Origin of the sequence: Kribbella sp. NPDC051936, assembly GCF_040680955.1 — a bacterium.
In the GTDB taxonomy this organism is placed as follows: Bacteria; Actinomycetota; Actinomycetes; order Propionibacteriales; family Kribbellaceae; genus Kribbella.
Genome location: NZ_JBFAXS010000004.1, coordinates 434,302 through 451,765 on the forward strand (window position 1 = coordinate 434,302; position 17,464 = coordinate 451,765).

The 17,464-nt window shown below is 69.6% G+C and carries 17 protein-coding genes and 1 riboswitch; of the genes, 16 read left to right on the forward strand and 1 reads right to left on the reverse strand.

Translation table 11 applies throughout. The features are described 5' to 3' along the window. Positions 1 to 28: 28 nt before the first annotated feature. The 11 genes from AB0L64_RS16000 to AB0L64_RS16050 all read left to right on the forward strand — a co-directional run bounded on the left by AB0L64_RS16000 (position 29) and on the right by AB0L64_RS16050 (position 10,197). Complete coding sequence (locus tag AB0L64_RS16000) at positions 29 to 625, forward strand: CDP-alcohol phosphatidyltransferase family protein (RefSeq protein ID WP_359929594.1); 597 nt, start codon at positions 29 to 31, stop codon at positions 623 to 625. Beyond that, positions 622 to 1,464 (forward strand): DUF881 domain-containing protein, encoded by an 843-nt coding sequence (locus AB0L64_RS16005; protein WP_363710866.1) that lies wholly within the window; start codon positions 622 to 624, stop codon positions 1,462 to 1,464. The genes AB0L64_RS16000 and AB0L64_RS16005 overlap by 4 nt, the downstream gene beginning before the upstream one ends. Further along, positions 1,461 to 1,793, forward strand: a complete 333-nt coding sequence (locus AB0L64_RS16010) for a small basic family protein (protein ID WP_012920789.1) — start codon at positions 1,461 to 1,463, stop codon at positions 1,791 to 1,793. Before AB0L64_RS16005 ends, AB0L64_RS16010 begins: the two co-directional genes overlap by 4 nt. Before the next feature lie 115 nt (positions 1,794 to 1,908). Further along, complete coding sequence (locus AB0L64_RS16015) at positions 1,909 to 2,664, forward strand: DUF881 domain-containing protein (RefSeq protein WP_359929590.1); 756 nt, start codon at positions 1,909 to 1,911, stop codon at positions 2,662 to 2,664. A 39-nt stretch (positions 2,665 to 2,703) separates the two neighbouring features. Continuing rightward, entirely contained in the window at positions 2,704 to 3,087 is a 384-nt protein-coding gene (gene gcvH, locus AB0L64_RS16020; RefSeq protein WP_355690388.1) for a glycine cleavage system protein GcvH, read from the forward strand. A 131-nt stretch (positions 3,088 to 3,218) separates the two neighbouring features. After that, positions 3,219 to 3,758, forward strand: a complete 540-nt coding sequence (locus AB0L64_RS16025) for an FHA domain-containing protein (RefSeq protein ID WP_363710867.1) — start codon at positions 3,219 to 3,221, stop codon at positions 3,756 to 3,758. Then, positions 3,745 to 4,443: a MerR family transcriptional regulator gene (locus AB0L64_RS16030; protein WP_363710868.1), complete on the forward strand. Its 699-nt coding sequence runs from the start codon at positions 3,745 to 3,747 to the stop codon at positions 4,441 to 4,443. Before AB0L64_RS16025 ends, AB0L64_RS16030 begins: the two co-directional genes overlap by 14 nt. Before the next feature lie 74 nt (positions 4,444 to 4,517). Then, positions 4,518 to 5,012 carry a bifunctional nuclease family protein gene (locus tag AB0L64_RS16035; RefSeq protein ID WP_355690393.1) on the forward strand — a complete coding sequence of 165 codons (495 nt, stop codon included), beginning with the start codon at positions 4,518 to 4,520 and terminating at the stop codon, positions 5,010 to 5,012. Positions 5,013 to 5,272: 260 nt separating this feature from the next. Continuing rightward, a complete protein-coding gene (locus AB0L64_RS16040) occupies positions 5,273 to 5,842 on the forward strand; it encodes a MerR family transcriptional regulator (protein WP_363711139.1) in 570 nt (189 codons plus the stop codon). Positions 5,843 to 5,905: 63 nt separating this feature from the next. Further along, positions 5,906 to 5,995: riboswitch (glycine riboswitch) on the forward strand. 69 nt (positions 5,996 to 6,064) lie between these two features. Beyond that, on the forward strand, positions 6,065 to 8,899 hold the full coding sequence (gene gcvP / locus AB0L64_RS16045; protein WP_363710869.1) for an aminomethyl-transferring glycine dehydrogenase: 2,835 nt from the start codon (positions 6,065 to 6,067) through the stop codon (positions 8,897 to 8,899). Next, positions 8,896 to 10,197 carry a serine hydrolase domain-containing protein gene (locus AB0L64_RS16050; RefSeq protein WP_363710870.1) on the forward strand — a complete coding sequence of 434 codons (1,302 nt, stop codon included), beginning with the start codon at positions 8,896 to 8,898 and terminating at the stop codon, positions 10,195 to 10,197. Before gcvP ends, AB0L64_RS16050 begins: the two co-directional genes overlap by 4 nt. On the opposite strand, the gene AB0L64_RS16055 is transcribed toward AB0L64_RS16050, so the two are convergent. Continuing rightward, positions 10,172 to 10,582 (reverse strand): hypothetical protein, encoded by a 411-nt coding sequence (locus AB0L64_RS16055; RefSeq protein WP_363710871.1) that lies wholly within the window; start codon positions 10,580 to 10,582, stop codon positions 10,172 to 10,174. The genes AB0L64_RS16050 and AB0L64_RS16055 overlap by 26 nt on opposite strands. A gap of 218 nt (positions 10,583 to 10,800) precedes the next feature. On the opposite strand from AB0L64_RS16055, the gene AB0L64_RS16060 reads away from it, so the two are divergent. From AB0L64_RS16060 to AB0L64_RS16080, 5 genes are read left to right on the forward strand one after another with little or no spacing between them, the layout of a single operon-like run. After that, on the forward strand, positions 10,801 to 12,273 hold the full coding sequence (locus AB0L64_RS16060) for a pyridoxal-dependent decarboxylase (RefSeq protein ID WP_363710872.1): 1,473 nt from the start codon (positions 10,801 to 10,803) through the stop codon (positions 12,271 to 12,273). Further along, a complete protein-coding gene (locus tag AB0L64_RS16065) occupies positions 12,270 to 13,886 on the forward strand; it encodes an IucA/IucC family protein (RefSeq protein WP_363710873.1) in 1,617 nt (538 codons plus the stop codon). Before AB0L64_RS16060 ends, AB0L64_RS16065 begins: the two co-directional genes overlap by 4 nt. Beyond that, positions 13,883 to 14,413 (forward strand): GNAT family N-acetyltransferase, encoded by a 531-nt coding sequence (locus tag AB0L64_RS16070; protein ID WP_363710874.1) that lies wholly within the window; start codon positions 13,883 to 13,885, stop codon positions 14,411 to 14,413. The genes AB0L64_RS16065 and AB0L64_RS16070 overlap by 4 nt, the downstream gene beginning before the upstream one ends. After that, positions 14,401 to 15,657: a SidA/IucD/PvdA family monooxygenase gene (locus AB0L64_RS16075; protein ID WP_363710875.1), complete on the forward strand. Its 1,257-nt coding sequence runs from the start codon at positions 14,401 to 14,403 to the stop codon at positions 15,655 to 15,657. The genes AB0L64_RS16070 and AB0L64_RS16075 overlap by 13 nt, the downstream gene beginning before the upstream one ends. After that, on the forward strand, positions 15,654 to 17,363 hold the full coding sequence (locus AB0L64_RS16080) for an IucA/IucC family protein (RefSeq protein WP_363710876.1): 1,710 nt from the start codon (positions 15,654 to 15,656) through the stop codon (positions 17,361 to 17,363). Before AB0L64_RS16075 ends, AB0L64_RS16080 begins: the two co-directional genes overlap by 4 nt. Positions 17,364 to 17,464: the final 101 nt, after the last annotated feature.

Sequence of the window (17,464 nt, forward strand, 5' to 3'; positions counted from 1 at the left end):
ATCCAGGGTGGAGAGAGGGAGGGGTCGCGTGCCGGACTTGGAAGTGTCCGACCGGGTGTGGACGATCCCGAACGCACTCAGCTTCCTGCGGTTGCTGGGCGTGCCGCTGTTCCTGTGGCTGGTCCTCGGGCCGGAGGAGGACGGCTGGGCGCTGCTCGTGCTGGCCGTGTCCGGGTTCACCGACTGGGCCGACGGCCAGATCGCCCGGCGGATGAACCAGACGACCCGCCTGGGCCAGATGCTCGACCCGGTCGCCGACCGGCTGTACATCTTCGCCACCGTCATCGGGCTGGCGTTGCGCGACATCATCCCCTGGTGGCTGGCGATCGCACTGCCGCTGCGGGACGTGCTGCTCACCCTCACCCTGCCGGCCCTGCACCGCCGCGGCTTCAACGCGCTGCCGGTGCACTTTCTCGGCAAGTCCGCGACCTTCTGTTTGCTGTACGCGTTCCCGCTGCTGCTGCTCGGTGACGGCGACAGCACGCTCAACCTGCTCGCCCGCGTGTTCGGCTGGGCGTTCGCGATCTGGGGCACCGGTCTGTACTACTGGGCCGGCGCGCTGTACTTCGCCCAGTTGCGGCACCTGACCCAGACGGTCAAACCGATCAAGGACTCGGCCGGGTGACCCAGCAAGCCCCCCAGCAGACGCCTCCTCGGCGCGTCGACGCGTCGATGTCACTGCTGAACAACCTGATGGCGCACCCGATCGACGAGGGGTACGCCGTCGCCGCCCGCACCCGGTCGAACGCCGACGGCAAGCAGACCCGCTCCCGGCACCGGACCATGCTGGTGCTGGCCGCCGCCGTCCTCGGCTTCCTGCTCGCCGTGGCCGCCGCGCAGAACTACCGCAGCGCGCCCGAGGCGGAGAAGCAGCGCAAGGAACTGATCACCCGCATCAACCAGGCCGACACCCGGCTGAACGAGCTGCGCAACCACCAGTCCCAGCTCGCCGACGAGGTCCGCCGGTTGCAGGCGAGCGGACTGAGCAACGACAGCACGGGCGCGGCGCTGCAGCAGAAGCTCGACGACCTGGAGCTGCAGACCGGGGCGATCGCGGTCACCGGCCCCGGGATCAAGGCGGTGATCGACGACGCCAAGGACGCCGACGCCAAGGAAGGCCGGCTGCTCGACGTCGACCTGCAGCAACTCGTCAACGGCCTGTGGACGTCCGGCGCGGAGGCGGTCTCGGTGAACGGGCACCGGATCACGTCGCTGACCGCGATCCGCGGCGCGGGCAGTGCCATCACCGTTGACTACAGTTCGCTGACCCCGCCGTACACGGTGCTCGCGATCGGGGACACCGCGACCATGCCCGCCCGGTTCGCGCAGAGCTCCGGCGGGCAGTGGGTGCAGTACCTGGTCAGCAACTTCGATGTCCGGATGACGATCACGACGGAGGATTCCTTGCAGGTGCCGGCCGATGCGACCATCGCGTTGCGCTACGCGAAGGTGAGAACGAGATGATCGCCGTACTCGGGCTGGTGATCGGTGTCGTCATCGGTCTGCTGGTCGCGCCCGACGTCCCGGACTGGGCGCAGCCGTACCTGCCGATCGCGGTCGTCGCCGCGCTCGACGCGGTGTTCGGCGCACTGCGCGCGTTCCTGGACGGGATCTTCGACGACAAGGTGTTCGTCGTCTCGTTCGTGTCCAACGTGCTGATCGCGGCCCTGATCGTCTACCTGGGCGACCAGCTCGGCGTCGGGTCGCAGCTGTCCACCGGTGTGGTCGTCGTGCTCGGCATCCGCATCTTCACCAACATGGCCGCGATCCGGCGGCACATCTTCCGGGCCTGACATGAGCGACGAGACACCGGACAAACCCGCGCAACCGGCCGCCGGCACACCTGCCGGCACACCTGCCGGCACACCTGCAGGTTCGCCTGCCGATGCGCCGCAGACCCCGACACCGATGCCCAAGCCGAAGCCGCGGACGCCGAACCTGGCCCTGCGCCGGCTGCGGGCCGGGTTCAAGCCGTCCCGCGGCCAGGCGATCGTCGCGGTCGTGCTCGCGCTGGTGGCCTGCGTCGCGGTCGTGCAGGTCCGGGTGAACCGGGCCGACGACGGCTACCAGAACGCCCGCCGCGAGGACCTGATCGCGATCCTCGACGGCCTCGGGCAGAACACCCGGCGGCTGGAGAGCGAGATCGCCGACCTGGAGGAGCGGAAGAACTCGCTGTCCTCCAGTGCGGACAAGGCGCAGACCGCGCGCGAGCAGGCCGAGGCCCAGGTCCGCACCCTCGGCATCCTCGCCGGTACGCTGCCCGCGCAGGGCCCCGGGGTCCGGATCACGCTGAACGACCCGCAGGGCAAGATGACCTCGAGCAACCTGCTGGACGCGATCGAGGAGCTGCGCGACGCCGGCGCGGAGGCGATCCAGGTCAACGGGTCGGTCCGGGTGGTGGCCAGCACGGACTTCGTGGACGACGCGCCGGGGATCTCGATCGACGGCCAGAAGGTGAACTCGCCGTACGTCATCGAGGCGATCGGGGAGTCCCACAACCTGGCCGAGGCGGCCAACTTCCCGGGCGGTCTGGTCAGTGAGGTGACCGGCCCGCAGGTGGGCGGAACGGCCGAGGTCACCGAGCTCGGGAACGTCCCGATCACCGCCTTGCACGTCCCGGAGGAGCATCGTTACGCTCGCCCGGCGCCCAGCCCGACCAAGTAGCTGTCCCTGTAGCTGTACTTGAGTGAAAGAGGAACGAAGGTGTACCCCGAAGACCTGAAGTACACGGCCGAGCACGAGTGGTTGAAGGCCGGCGAGGAAGGACCCGTGCGGGTCGGCATCACCGACTTCGCGCAGGACCAGCTCGGTGACATCGTGTACGTGCAGCTGCCCGACGTCGGCAGCGCGGTGCGGGCCGGCGACGCGTGCGGTGAGCTGGAGTCGACCAAGAGCGTGAGCGACCTGTTCGCCCCGGTGAACGGCACCGTGACCGCGGTCAACGAGGCGCTGGCCGACCAGCCGGACCTGGTGAACAGCGACCCGTACGGCGAGGGCTGGCTGCTCGACATCGAGGTCGAGGACGCCGCCGAGGTGGCCGCGCTGATGGACGCCGAGGCCTACAAGGGGCAGCTCGACCAGAGCTGACAACTGACTGGTAGCGTTACCGGCCTCAACCGCTGGTCGAGGGTTGAGGCCGCTGTCCACACTGTCAACACTGTCAATACGGGGTCTATCGAAGACGTCGCCGGACCGCCGGCGATCGGGAGGATCACAGCATGCCGTTCTGCAACCAGTGCGGGCACGAGAACTCCGAGGGCAGCCGGTTCTGCTCGCAGTGCGGAGCGATGCTGCCTGGCGCGGACCGCCCGGCGGCAGCCCCGGCGACCCCCCAGCCGACACCCGGCGTCACCGACACCGCGATGCTCACGCCGATCGGCGCCGAGCCGGAGCCGGAACAGCAGACCAGTGAGCCGCTGTCGGTCGACGACGCGGCCGCCGTCGGCGCGCTGCCGGCCGGGTCCGCCCTGCTGATCGTCCAGCGCGGCCCGAACGCGGGCAGCCGGTTCCTGCTCGACGTCGACGTGGTGACCGCGGGCCGGCACCCGGACAGCGACATCTTCCTGGACGACGTGACGGTGTCGCGCCGGCACGCCGAGTTCCGCCGGGACCCGTACGGCGTGAAGGTCCGCGACGTCGGCAGCCTGAACGGCACGTACGTGAACCGGGACCGGATCGACGAGGTCCTGCTGAACAACGGCGACGAGGTCCAGATCGGCAAGTACCGGCTGGTGTACTACGCCAGTGGCCAAGCCTGATCCCAGCGCCGAAGGGCCGGTGGGCGGCCGCGGCATCGGCGAGGTGCTGCAGCTCCTGCAGGCCGAGTTCGCCGACGTCACGATCTCCAAGATCCGGTTCCTGGAGGCCGAGGGGCTGGTCACGCCGGCCCGGACGGCGTCCGGCTACCGCAAGTTCAGCGCCGCCGACCTGGATCGGCTGCGGTACGTGCTGACCGCGCAACGCGACCAGTACCTGCCACTGAAGGTGATCAAGGAACATCTCGGCGCGATCGACCGCGGCCTGCGTCCGGCGGCCGCGGGTCCACCGGTCGCGCCGAGTTCGTTGCCGCAGACTCCCGGCCAGCCGGTCGCCGAGGACTTCGATGCCGCGGGCACCGAGCTGCGGCTGACCCGCGACGAGCTGCTGCGGGCCGCCGGAGTGTCGTCGGAGCTGCTCGGTGAGCTGGAGGGCCATGGCCTGGTGGTGGCCAGCGGCAACCACTACGGCGGCGACGCGATCGTCGTCGCGCAGGTCGCGGCCGAGCTGGCGTCGTACGGGATCGAGCCGCGGCACTTGCGGGCGTTCCGGACGGCGGCGGATCGCGAGGTCGGCCTGATCGAGCAGGTCACGGGACCGCGCCGTACCGAACAGACCGGGGAGCTGGCCGCCCTCACCGTCCGGCTGCACACCGCTCTGGTCCGCTCCCGCCTGCCGCGTCCGTAGGCGACCGCACGGCCTTCGTCCACAGGTGACCCCTTCGGCCCGCCCGGTGCTTCGGCTCGGAGTAGGCTGAAGGGGTGCGCGAAGTCGACGTGGTCGGAGTCCGGGTGGAGATGCCCTCGAGTCAGCCGATCGTGCTGCTCAAGGAGGTCGGAGGTGAGCGATACCTGCCGATCTGGATCGGTGCTGCCGAGGCGAGTGCGATCGCCTTCGCCCAGCAGGGGATGGAGCCGCCCCGGCCGCTGACCCACGACCTGTTCGCGGAGACCATCCGGGTGCTCGGGCACACGCTCAGCCAGGTCCGGATCGTGAACCTGACCGACGGCGTGTTCGAGGCGATCCTGGTGTTCGACGACAAGACCGAGATCTCGGCCCGGCCGTCGGACTCGATCGCGATCGCGCTGCGGACCGGCACGCCGGTGTTCTGCGCCGACGAGATCCTCGCCGAGGCCGGCATCCCGGTCCCGGAGAGCGAGGCGAACGACGCCGACGAGGTGGAGGAGGAAGAGGAGGTCGAGCGGTTCCGGGAGTTCCTCGACCAGGTGACCCCGGAGGACTTCGACAAGAGCTGACACCCCGGCCCCGCCGTGGTGCGGCAGATGGTGCAAGTGCGGCTAGGTAACGATTCGTACGACGGTCGCGACACGCTCGCGGCTCGACGCGGTTGTCGTTGACCCGGTTCGGGCGGCGGCTTACCGTGAAGGAGTCGTGGGGTGATGTCACTCCATGCAGATGACTCGTTCCAGTCGGTATCCAGGGAGGCTCAGGCGTGACACGCACCGGGGACACGGATCTGACGGCGCAGTCGACGTCCGACGCGCACGCAGAGGCCATGGCTGCCGCTACAGCCACCGCCGGCGTCCAGGGTCTGCTGTTCGACGACGACCTGCGGCCGATGCCGGAGGACGTCGGGTTCCGGGGGCCGACGGCCTGCGCCGCGGCCGGGATCACCTACCGGCAGCTCGACTACTGGGCCCGCACCGGCCTGGTCTCCCCGTCCGTGCGCCCGGCGACCGGCTCGGGAACGCAGCGGTTGTACGGTTTTCGTGACGTCCTGTTGCTGAAAGTGATCAAGCGGCTGCTCGACGCCGGGATCTCGCTGCAGCAGATCCGGACCGCGATCGCGCACCTCAGCAAGCGCGGCTTCGACGACCTGACCCAGATCACGCTGATGAGCGACGGCGCGTCGGTGTACATGTGCACCTCGCCGGACGAGGTCATCGATCTGCTGGCCGGCGGCCAGGGTGTGTTCGGCATCGCGCTCGGCGGTGTCTGGCGGGAGGTCGAGGGCTCGCTGTCGGAGCTCCCGACCGAGCGGGCCGACGGCCACGACGACGCCGACTCCGAGGCCCACGCCCGCGACGAACTCGCCGCCCGCCGCCGCGCCCGGATGACCGGCTGACGTCTCGTTCGGTCCTGCGTGCCCGAACTGTGCGCGGATTCCTGGTAGCCTCGGGACAGCCGTTCACAGCACTCGGGAGAGTCCCGTGTCGTCGGGCGCCGAAGGGGCAATTCCTCCCCGGAACCTCTCAGGCCCATGGACCGAGTGTCACAGGCGACTCTGGAGCGTAGTGCGTGACAGAGGGGGAGGCGACCGGAAGCACGTCAGCAACGGAGCCTCTTGATGACCGAACAACTCTCCGCCACGTTCGCCGACCGCCACATCGGGCCGCGTCCCGACGAGGTCGCGCGGATGGTGCAAGCCCTCGGGTACGCCGATGTCGACGCGCTCGTCGACGCCGCGGTCCCGGCGTCGATCCGCTCCGCCGAGGCGCTGCGGCTGCCCGAGCCCGCGTCCGAGGTGGACGCGCTCACCGAGCTGCGGCAGCTCGCGGCCCGCAACACCGTCGCCACCTCGATGATCGGCCAGGGGTACTACGGCACGTTCACGCCGTCGGTGATCGTCCGCCGCCTGGTCGAGAACCCGGCCTGGTACACCGCGTACACGCCGTACCAGCCGGAGATCTCCCAGGGCCGCCTCGAGGCGCTGCTGAACTTCCAGACCGTGGTCTCGGACCTGACCGGCCTGCCGACCGCGAACGCGTCGCTGCTCGACGAGGGCACCGCGGCCGCCGAGGCGATGACGCTGGCGCACCGGTCGAACAAGAAGAGTAAGTCCGACCGTTTCCTGGTCGACGCCGACACCTTCGCGCAGACGATCGCGGTCGTGCAGACCCGCGCCGAGGCGCTGGGTATCGAGGTCGTCGTCGCCGACACCACCGGCGGCCTGCCCGAGGGTGACTTCTTCGGCTTCCTCCTGCAGTACCCGGGCTCCAACGGCGCCGTCCGCGACCTGAAGCCGCTGATCGAGGCGGCGCACGAGCGCGACACGCTGGTCGCCGTCGCGTCCGACCTGCTCGCGCTGACGTTGCTCGAGGCGCCGGGTGAGGCCGGCGCCGACATCGTGATCGGCTCGTCGCAGCGCTTCGGCGTGCCGCTGTTCTACGGCGGTCCGCACGCCGGCTTCATGTCCGTGCGTTCCGGTCTGGAGCGGTCGCTGCCCGGTCGTCTCGTCGGCGTCTCGGTCGACGCGGACGGCGCCCCGGCGTACCGGCTGGCGCTGCAGACCCGCGAGCAGCACATCCGTCGCGAGAAGGCGACGTCCAACATCTGTACGGCGCAGGTCCTGCTCGCGGTCGTCGCGTCGATGTACGCCGTCTACCACGGCCCCGACGGCCTGAAGGCGATCGCCGAGCGGGTGCACTCGTACGCCGGCAAGCTCGCCGCCTCGCTGCGGGCCGGCGGCGTCGAGGTCGTGCACGGCGACTTCTTCGACACTGTCCTCGCCCGGGTCCCCGGACGCGCCGCCGACGTGGTGGACGCCGCCCGGCAGAACGGGATCTGGCTGCGGCTCGTCGACGCCGACCACGTCGGCATCTCGTGCGACGAGAAGACCGACGTCGCGACCCTGACCCGGGTCTGCCAGTCCTTCGGCGCACAGTACGACGACACGCTGGAAGCTTCAGCCGTCGCCGTACCGCGGACCACCGAGTACCTGACGCACCCGGTGTTCAACACGCACCGGTCCGAGACGGCGATGCTGCGGTATCTGCGCAAGCTGTCCGACATGGACTACGCGCTGGACCGCGGGATGATCCCGCTCGGCTCCTGCACGATGAAGCTGAACGCGACCACCGAGATGGAGCCGGTCACCTGGCCGGAGTTCGCGGACCTGCACCCGCTCGCGCCGATCGAGGACGCGGCCGGTTACGTGAAGCTGATCGGTCAGCTGGAGCGCTGGCTGGCCGAGGTCACCGGGTACGCGAAGGTCTCGATCCAGCCGAACGCCGGCTCGCAGGGTGAGCTGGCCGGTCTGCTCGCGATCCGCGGCTACCACCGCGCCCAGGGCTCGGCGGACCGCAACGTCTGCCTGATCCCGGCCTCCGCGCACGGCACGAACGCCGCCTCCGCGGTGATGGCCGGCATGAAGGTCGTCGTTGTCAAGGGCAACGACGACGGCACGATCGACCTGGACGACCTGCGCGCGAAGGCGTCCGAGCACGCGGAGAAGCTGGCCGCGATCATGATCACCTACCCGTCGACGCACGGTGTGTACGAGGAAAGCGTCCGCGAGGTCTGCCGGATCGTCCACGACCACGGCGGCCAGGTGTACGTCGACGGCGCGAACCTGAACGCCCTGCTCGGCCTCGCGAAGCCCGGCGAGTTCGGGGGCGACGTCAGCCACCTGAACCTGCACAAGACCTTCTGCATCCCGCACGGCGGCGGCGGCCCGGGCGTCGGTCCGGTGGCGGTCGCGGCGCACCTGGCGCCGTACCTGCCGAACCACCCGCTGCTCGACCAGGCCGGCCCGGAGTCCGGTGTCGGCCCGATCAGCGCGGCGCCGTTCGGGTCCGCGGGCGTGCTCGCCATCTCCTGGGCGTACATCCGGATGATGGGCGCCGAGGGCCTGACCGCGGCGACCAAGGCCGCCGTGCTGACCGCGAACTACGTGGCCAAGCGGCTCGAGGGTGCGTTCCCGGTGCTGTACACCGGCGAGAACGGCCTGGTCGCGCACGAGTGCATCCTGGACCTGCGGCCGATGACCAAGGAGACCGGCATCACCGTCGACGACGTCGCGAAGCGGCTGATCGACTACGGGTTCCACGCCCCGACGATGTCGTTCCCGGTCGCCGGCACGCTGATGGTCGAGCCGACCGAATCCGAGGACCTGGGCGAGCTGGACCGGTTCTGCGACGCGATGATCGCGATCCGGCACGAGATCGACCGGGTCGCCGCCGGGGAGTGGCCGGCCGCCGACAACCCGCTGGTGAACGCGCCGCACACCGCCGAGTCGGTCATCAACGACAAGTGGGAGCACGCCTACACCCGCGAGGAGGCGGCGTTCCCGCGCTCGGTCGACCGCACCTCGAAGTACTGGCCGCCGGTCCGCCGCATCGACGGCGCGTACGGCGACCGCAACCTGATCTGCTCGTGCCCTGCCCCGGAGGCCTTTGAGTGACTTCCGTACGTCCTGACACCGCCGCTGCCCTGTTCGCCGAGGTCGCGGCGGCGCAGGGGGAGTCGAAGCTGCCGTCGGTGAACGCCGGGGTGGTGCGCGACGGCGCGCTGGTCTGGACGGGGTCGCGTGGGCGGTTCGCGACGGCGGACGGGGCGTTGCCGGGCACGGACGTGCAGTACCGGATCGGCTCGATCACCAAGACGATGACGGCGCTGCTGATCATGCAGTGCCGCGACGACGGGTTGCTGGCGCTGAACGATGCCGTCGGCAAGCATCTGCCCGGGATCGCGTTCGGGGACCGGACGGTCCGGCAGCTGCTCGCGCACAGCGGCGGGATGAACGCCGAGCCCGAGGGGCCGTGGTGGGAACGCAATCCGGGCGTCTCGTTCGACGAGCTGACCGCGGCGATGAACGACTCGCAGGCCGCCGGCCCCGCGGACCGGCGGCACCACTACTCGAACCTCGGGTACGGCCTGCTCGGCGAGATCGTGGCGCGGCTGCGCGGGGCGTCCTGGCTGGAGCTGGTGCGGGAGCGCATCCTCGATCCGCTGGAGATGCGGCGCACGACGTACTTCCCGGAAGGCCCGTCCGCGCAGGGCTTCTCGGTGCATCCGTTCAGCGGGCAGCTCGACCCGGAGCCGGCGCACGACTCGGGCGCGATGGCGCCGGCGGGGCAGCTGTGGAGCACGATCGAGGACCTGGCGCGGTACGCCGGGTTCTGGATCGACCCGCTGCACGAGGTGCTGAGCCGGGAGTCGGTCGAGGAGATGGCGTCGCCGGTGGCCTCGGATCCGCGCGAAGGGCTGAACGCGTCGTACGGGCTGGGCCTGCGGCTGATCGCGGACGACCCGCATCTGCTGATCGGTCACACCGGGTCGATGCCGGGCTTCCTCGCCGGGTTGTTCGTCGACCGGGTCCGCCGGGTCGGAGCGGTGACGCTGGGCAACGCGACGTACGGCCGGGTCGCCTCGCTCGCACCGGACCTGGTGCGGATCCTGACGAGGTACGAGCCGCCGCTCACGCAGGAGTGGCTGCCGGAGCCGCCGCTCGCCCAGGGCGCCGAACTGCTCGGCCACTGGTACTGGGGCAACACCCCGCTCACCATTTCCGCGACGGCCGGCATCCTCCAACTGTCCGGCGGCCTCACGACCCGCCTGTCACCCCTCGGCCCCGACCTCTACCAGGGCCGCGACGGCTACCTGGCCGGCGAGAAGCTCCACGTGATCCGCGACGGCGACACGATCTCCCACCTCAACGTCGCCACCTTCGTCCTCACGAGGACTCCTTACGGTCGCTGAGCTCCTCGAGCTCACGTGCCTCGTCGGCGAACTCGGCGCGGTCGAGCAGGTCCGCGGCCTCGGCCAGGGCGGCGCGGCTGATGGACGCAGCGTGTTCGCGGGCGAGCGCGGTCGCCTCGGCGGCGAACTGGGCGGCGGCCGGCTCACTGTTGCCCGTGTAGACGCGCATCGAGAAGGCCGCTTCCGCGAGCTCGAGCGCTCCCCAGGAGCGCCTGAAGCTCGTGAGGCGGGTGAAGAACGTGGGGATGTACACCGCGAGGCCCAGGGTGACCAGTGCGTGTCCGTACTGTGCGCCAGCGATCCAGCCGACCAGGCCGGTCACCACCGCCGGCGCGGCCACCGCCTGCACCATGCCGCGGGTCAGGATCGCGCGCACACTCGTCATGGCCGCCCCTTCGCTCAGTTGATGAGTGAGATGCACCGAGGTGGGGATCGGGTTGCTTCGGATCGTGAGGATGTTCACTCCGACCGTGGCCGAGTTGACACGGTGGGTGAGCCGGGCAAAAGTTAGGGCTGCCTTAGTAAGGGTTGCCTTACTCGACAACTTCCCGGGAGATCTGGATGTCGCAGCCCGCGCGTCTGTCCGCAGTGACAGTGCCGACAATGCCGACAGTGCCGCCCGCACCCGTTCGCGATCGGTTCGCCGCGCGGTGGCCCCTGGCCTCGACGGTGGCGGACCGTGAGCGTGGGCCGTTGCCGCACGGCTCGCCGGGAGCGGTGCTGCGGCGCGCTGCCGAGGTCCTGGGCGAGCCGCGGGTCCCGTCGACCGGGATGGGGGAGTCCGCTGCGCTCGACCTGATCGCCGGGCTGCTCGACGAGCATGGGATCGACCTCAGCCACCCGCACGCCGCGGCGCATCTGCAGCCGCCCGTGCTGCAGGTTGCGGTCGACGCGGACGCGTTGGCGTCGGCCTCGAATGCCTCGATGGACACCTACGACTCAGGACCGGCGACGCTGGCGATCGAGCAGTGGGTCGTGAAGGCGCTGGCCGGCCTGGCCGGGTTCGGTCCGCGGGCGGACGGCGTGCTGACGCCCGGCGGCTCGATCTCGAACCTGCTCGCGGTCCTGATCGCGCGCGACAGTGCGGCCGCCGCGGCCCGCGTCGACGTCCGGCGGAACGGTCTGCAGGGTCTCGACCGGCCGGTCGTGTTCTGCTCCGAGCTCGCGCACTTCTCCGTCCAGCGGGCCTGCGCCGCGCTCGGGCTCGGAGAGGAGGCGGCGATCACGATCGCGTGCGACGAGAACTTCCGGATGCGGACCGACGTGCTCGCCGACGAACTCGCCAGGCCCGGCCGGACGCCGGTGGCGGTGATCGCGACCGCCGGTACGACGGACTTCGGGTCGGTGGACCCGATCGCGCCGATCGCCGCGCTGGCCCGGCAGTACGGCGTCTGGCTGCACGTCGACGCGGCGTACGGGTTCGGGGCGCTCTTCTCCGACCGGCTGGCGCCGCTGCTCGCCGACCTGCCGCTCGCGGACTCGGTGACGCTGGACCTGCACAAGATCGGCTGGCAGCCGGCCGCGACGAGCGTGCTGCTGGTGGCGGACCGGACGCGGTTCTCGGCCTTCGACCGCTCGGTCGACTACCTGAACCCGGCCGACGACATCGACTCGGGGCTGGACGGGCTGCTCGGTCGCAGCCTGCAGACCACGCGCCGCCCGGACGCGGTCAAGGTTGCCACCACGCTGGCGGCATACGGACGGGCCGGACTGGGAACGATGCTCGACACCTGCCATGAGCTCGCGCACGCCGCCGCGGCCCGGGTCGTTGCCGACAGCAACTTGGAGCTGCTGGCGCCGGTGACCCTGACCACGGTGCTGTTCCGGGTCGCCGGGCAGGGACTGGACGCGTCCGCGCTGGACGCCGTCCAGGGTGAGGTCCGGCGCCGGTTGCTGACGTCGGGGCGGGTGCTGATCGGCCGGACGAAGCTGCCGGCCCGTGGCGGCCGCCCGGCGGCGGTCGCGTTGAAGCTGACGCTGCTGAACCCGAACGCCACCGCGACGGACATCGAGGACCTGCTCGACCAGGTCGTGGCCACCGGCCTCGACGTCCTGACCGGCGAGGGGGCGGCGTGAGTATTGCGGTCGATGCGCACCTGAATGCGATCCTGCGGTGTTACACGAGGGAGTCGGCGGTACCGGTCGCCGTAGGGCCGTTGACCTTCCCGGTCGGCGAGTCGAACGTGACGGCCAGGGTCGAGCACGCCTCGCGGACCGGGCTGCACCAGTTCAGCGACGTCCGGGTGGACGGCGTACGGCCGGCGCCTGAGGAGCTGGTGCGGTTGCTGTCTGCGGACGCGGATCCGGCCGAGATCGACGACCTGGCGACGCGGACGGCGGAGTCGGTGCGGAATGTGTCGCTGTTCGTCGACCAGGCCGACGGCGTACGGGGGCCGGGACGCTTCCTCGAGTTCGAGCAGGCGTTGCTGTTCGGGCATCTGAACCATCCGGCGCCGAAGAGCCGGGACGGATTGAGCGGTGACGAGCTGGCGGCGTACTCGCCGGAGCTCGGCGGCCGCTTCGCCATGCACTGGTTCGAAGCCGACGCCGAGCTGGTGTCGTCGGACCAGGTGGCCGGCGCGCCCTCGCTGCAGGGACTGGACGCTGTGCAGCTTATGAGCGCGCTGGCCGGTATCAGCCCGTCGTCGGGCCGCGTACTGATCCCGGCCCATCCGTGGCAGGCGGCCGCCGTGGCCGCGCGCCCGCGGGTCGCCTCGCTGATCTCTGCCGGCCGGGTGAAGGCGTTGGGGCCGGCCGGCGCCCAGTGGTATCCAACGTCCAGCCTGCGGACCGTGTTCCAGCCGGATCTGCCGGTGATGCTGAAGCTGTCGCTCGGGCTGCGGATCACGAACTCGCGGCGGGAGTCGACGCCGACCGAGCTGCGCCGCGGGCTGGAGATCAACCGGCTGCTCGACGCGGCGTACAACGCGGGGACGGCGACCGCGCACCCGCGCTTCAGCATCGTCCGCGACCCGGCGTGGGTTGCGCTCGACGAAGGCGGACCGACGTTGACCGGTCTGGACGTGGCGGTGCGGGAGGTGCCGGCCGACGTCAACAGCTACGCCTGCCTGGCGGGTCTGGTCGCGCCGCGTCCCGGTGGTGTGAGCCGGCTGAGCGATTTCGCCGCCGATGATCCTTCCGGCTGGACAGCCGCGTACATCGACAACGTGTTGATTCCGATGCTGCATTTGTACGCCGAGACAGGCATCGGCCTCGAGGCGCATCAACAGAACACGCTGGTGCGGCTCGACGGGGCAGGGCGGATCAAGGGCGGAGCGTACCGTGACAACCAGGGGTACTACCTCGCATCGTCGTACCTGCGTAATCTGCTCGGGGTCACTGGGCTGCGTGACTCGACGCTGGCGGTGGTTGACGACCCGATTGTCGACGATCGACTGACTTACTACCTGCTGCACAACCAGGCCTTGGCCGTGGTCGGCAGCCTCGCGGCGGATGGGGTTGCCGACGAGGGCGAGCTGCTCGGTGTCGTGCGGGAACGGCTCACGCTCGCGCTGCCGTTGCTGAAGGCTGCCGGACCCGACGGCGACCGGCTGGCGCGCCGTTGGCTCGAGGCGAAGACCCTGCCGTGCAAGGCGAACATGCTGACCCGGCTGCGTGGCATCGATGAGGTAGTAGCGCCACTGGACGCACAGTCGGTCTATCTCGACATCCCCAACCCGCTGCGGTGACGTCCTTCGAACTGCGCGCGGCTGACCCGTCCGACGCCCCGCGGATCGCCCACTGGATGTCACAGCCGCACATCGCTCGCTGGTGGCACCAGGGCTGGTCTGTTGAGCGCTGGGCGCAGGAGATCGAGCAGCAAGCGGCGGGGGAGCACTCCACGCCGTATCTGGTCGCAGTGGACGGGGAGGAGTTCGCGTACGTCGAGTTGTACCGGGTCCGGCACGACCGCCTGGCGGAGTACTACGCGTACGGCGAAGACGACTGGGGCGTGCATGTGGCGATCGGTGACGTCACGCGCGTCGGGCAGGGACTCGGGCGTGAGTTGTTGCGTTCGCTGGCTGCTGTGGTGCTGCAGGCGGTCCCAGACTGCTCGCAGGTGGTGGCCGAACCGGACATCGAGAACACCCCGTCCGTCCGGGCGTTCGTCGCGGCGGGTTTCGTCCAGCACGGGGAGCTACAGCTGCCCGAGAAGACAGCACTACTGATGGTCCGCACCCGGGCCGAGCAGGGAGGCATGACATGCACGACGTGATCGCGATCGGCTGCGGGCCGTTCAACCTCGGACTGGCGGCACTGGCCGACGGTGTGGACGACGTACAAGTGGCTGTGCTCGACAGCCGGCCCGAGTTCACCTGGCACCGCGGGTTGATGTTCGAGGACGCGATGCTGCAGGTGTCGTTCCTGGCGGACCTGGTGTCGTTGGTCGAGCCGGCGCACCACCTGTCGTTCCTGTCGTATTTGAAGGACAACGACCGGCTGTATCAGTTCTACGTGCGGGAGAAGTTCCATCCGACGCGGCGGGAGTACGAGGCGTACCTGCGGTGGTGTGCTGCGCAGCTCGACTCCCTGCACTTCGGTCACTACGTGCGGGAGGTGGTGTGGAACGGGTCGTCGTTCGAGCTGACAGTTGAGCGAGGTGAGGCTTTGGAGCAGTTCGAGGCCCGGCACTTGGTCGTTGGCGTCGGCACCGAGCCTTTCGTACCTGCTGCGCTGGCTGGGCTGCCGGCTGAGCGGTTCACGCACTCGGCGGACTATCTGTTCCGTCGGGACGACCTGCTGCGCACAGGTCATGTGACGGTGGTTGGCTCGGGCCAGTCGGGCGCTGAGTGTTTCTTGGACCTGCTGCGCTCAGATGGCCCGGCAGTGTCGTGGCTGACCCGCACGGCGGCGTTCACGCCTCTCGACTACTCGAAGCTCGTGCTGGAGATGACGACGCCGTCGTACGTCGACTACTTCCACGCGCTGGACGAGCGTGTGCGTGACCAGCTGGTGAAGGACCAGTGGCGCCACTACAAAGGCATCTCGTCGGAGACGCTGGAGGACATTCACGATCTCCTCTACGCGCGCGACCTGAGCGCCGCCGCGGCCGAGCTGCAGGTCGGCGTGGGTGTTGTGTCCGCGGTCGCCCGCGCTGACGGTCTTGAGCTGACCATGCTGCACGCCGACAGCGGCAAGACCTTCCAGCACACCACCGGCGCTGTAGTGGCCGCCACCGGCTACCGCAACCGTTCTCTGCCTTTTATGGAGTCTCTGCAGGCGCAGATCGACCACGACGCCGCCGGCCGCTGGGTCATCAACCGGAACCACAGTGTGCAGGGTGCTTTGCAGGGGCGTCTGTTCGTGGCGAACGCCGACCTGCACAGCCACGGCGTCGCTGCGCCGGACCTTGGCATCGGAGCGGTTCGAAATGCGACGATCTTGAACAGTGTGGCCGGCCGAGAGGTCTTCCGTCTGCCCAAATCCACCGCGTACACAACGTTTGCGATCCCCGGATGAGTGTCTGGACGCAGTGCTCGTCCGAGCTGCTGGCGAAGTTGATCTCACAGTTCTGCAGCGAAGGTTTGCTGGAGCCCGTTGACGATCGACTCGACTTGGGCCCGGTGTCCTATCTGTTCGAGGCGACCCGCGGCGGGTTCGGGAGCTGGCGGGTCGATCCGGCGTCGATACGACGGACCACGGCCGGCATCCTCGGTAACGACGAGAGCGAGGTCGCGACCGATCCCATCCAGTTCTTCGTCGACGCCGCCGACGTACTCGGGGTCGACGGATCCACCGTGGCCGGGTACGTCGCGGAGCTGACGAGCACCCTCGCTGCGGATGTACGCATGGCTTCGACGGCCGTGCCCGCTGCTGAGTTGCTCGAACTGCACCACAGCCGCCTGGAAGGGCACCTGACTGGGCATCCGCTTCTGGTGGCCAACAAGGGACGCCTGGGGTTCTCGGCGTCGGATAATGAGCGGTATGCACCTGAGGCGCGGACGCCGCTGCGCCTGGCCTGGCTCGCCGTACGACGTGGACTCGCCGAGTTCCGCGGTACGCCGGACCTGTCGGAGCACGCTGTCATCGCGCGTGAGCTGGACCCGGCGACCATCTCGGCCTTCCGCGCGACGCTGGACGACCCGGACGCCTATGTCTGGTTGCCGTGTCACCCATGGCAGCTGGACCACGTCGTCCGCACCCAGTGGGCCCGCGAACTCGCGACCGGCGAGATCGTGGTGCTGGGGGAGAGCCCCGACGAGTACCTGCCGACCCAGTCGATCCGCACGATGGTCAACATCTCGAACCCGTCGCGCTACCAGGTCAAGTTGCCGCTGAAGATCTTGAACACCTCGGTCTACCGCGGAATCCCGTCACACTGCACCCTCGCCGCCCCGATGATCACCCAATGGCTCCGCGGCCTGTGGTCCCGCGACGAGGTCTTCCAGGAACTAGGCACCGAACTCCTCGGCGAGGTCGCCTCGGTCACCGTCCCGCACCCAGAACTCTCCACCCACCCCGGCATCCCGTACCAGTGGACCGAAACCCTCGGCTGCATCTGGCGAGACCCCATCGACCCACGCCTTGGCGACGGCGAGACGGTCTGGCCACTGGCCGCCGTACTCCACCCCGGCTTCGCGGCAACCGCGATCACCCGCGCCGGCACCGACGCCCAAACCTGGCTGAGCCACCTCTTGGCCACCGTGTTACGCCCCCTCCTCCACCTGCTCCACCACTACGGCATCACCGTCAACCCGCACGGCGAAAACCTCGCCATCATCTGCAACAGCGCAGGACTCCCCACCCGCCTGGTCATCAAGGACCTCGTCGACGACATCAACATCTCCAGCACTCCCATAGTTGCCCGAGGCCCCGAGCCCGACTCCCACACTCGAGTCCTACCCCGCAAACCCTGGCCCATCCTCCGCCAGTACGTCGTCGACGCCCTCCTCCTAGGCGTCCTCAACCCCCTCGCCGCCCACCACCTGATCCCCGAACCCACCTTCTGGTCCCGCACCCGCTCCGAAATAGACCGCTACACCCAAGCCCACCCCCACCACACCGACCGCCTCAAAGCCACCGCCCTAACCGCCGAAACCTTCCTCCGCTACCCCCTCAACAGCTACCGCCTAACCCTCGGCTACACCGACCTCGCCACCCGCCCACCCATCCCGACAACGGGCACCATCCCCAACCCACTGCACACCGCCCAGCCGACCAGCTGATCCACTGCGATTTCTGGAGGCCACGCGCGAGTAGCAAGTATGGGACCGGCGACGGGTAGCTGTGTTCACCCGGCAGTGAAGAGCGAACCCGCGTATCCTGT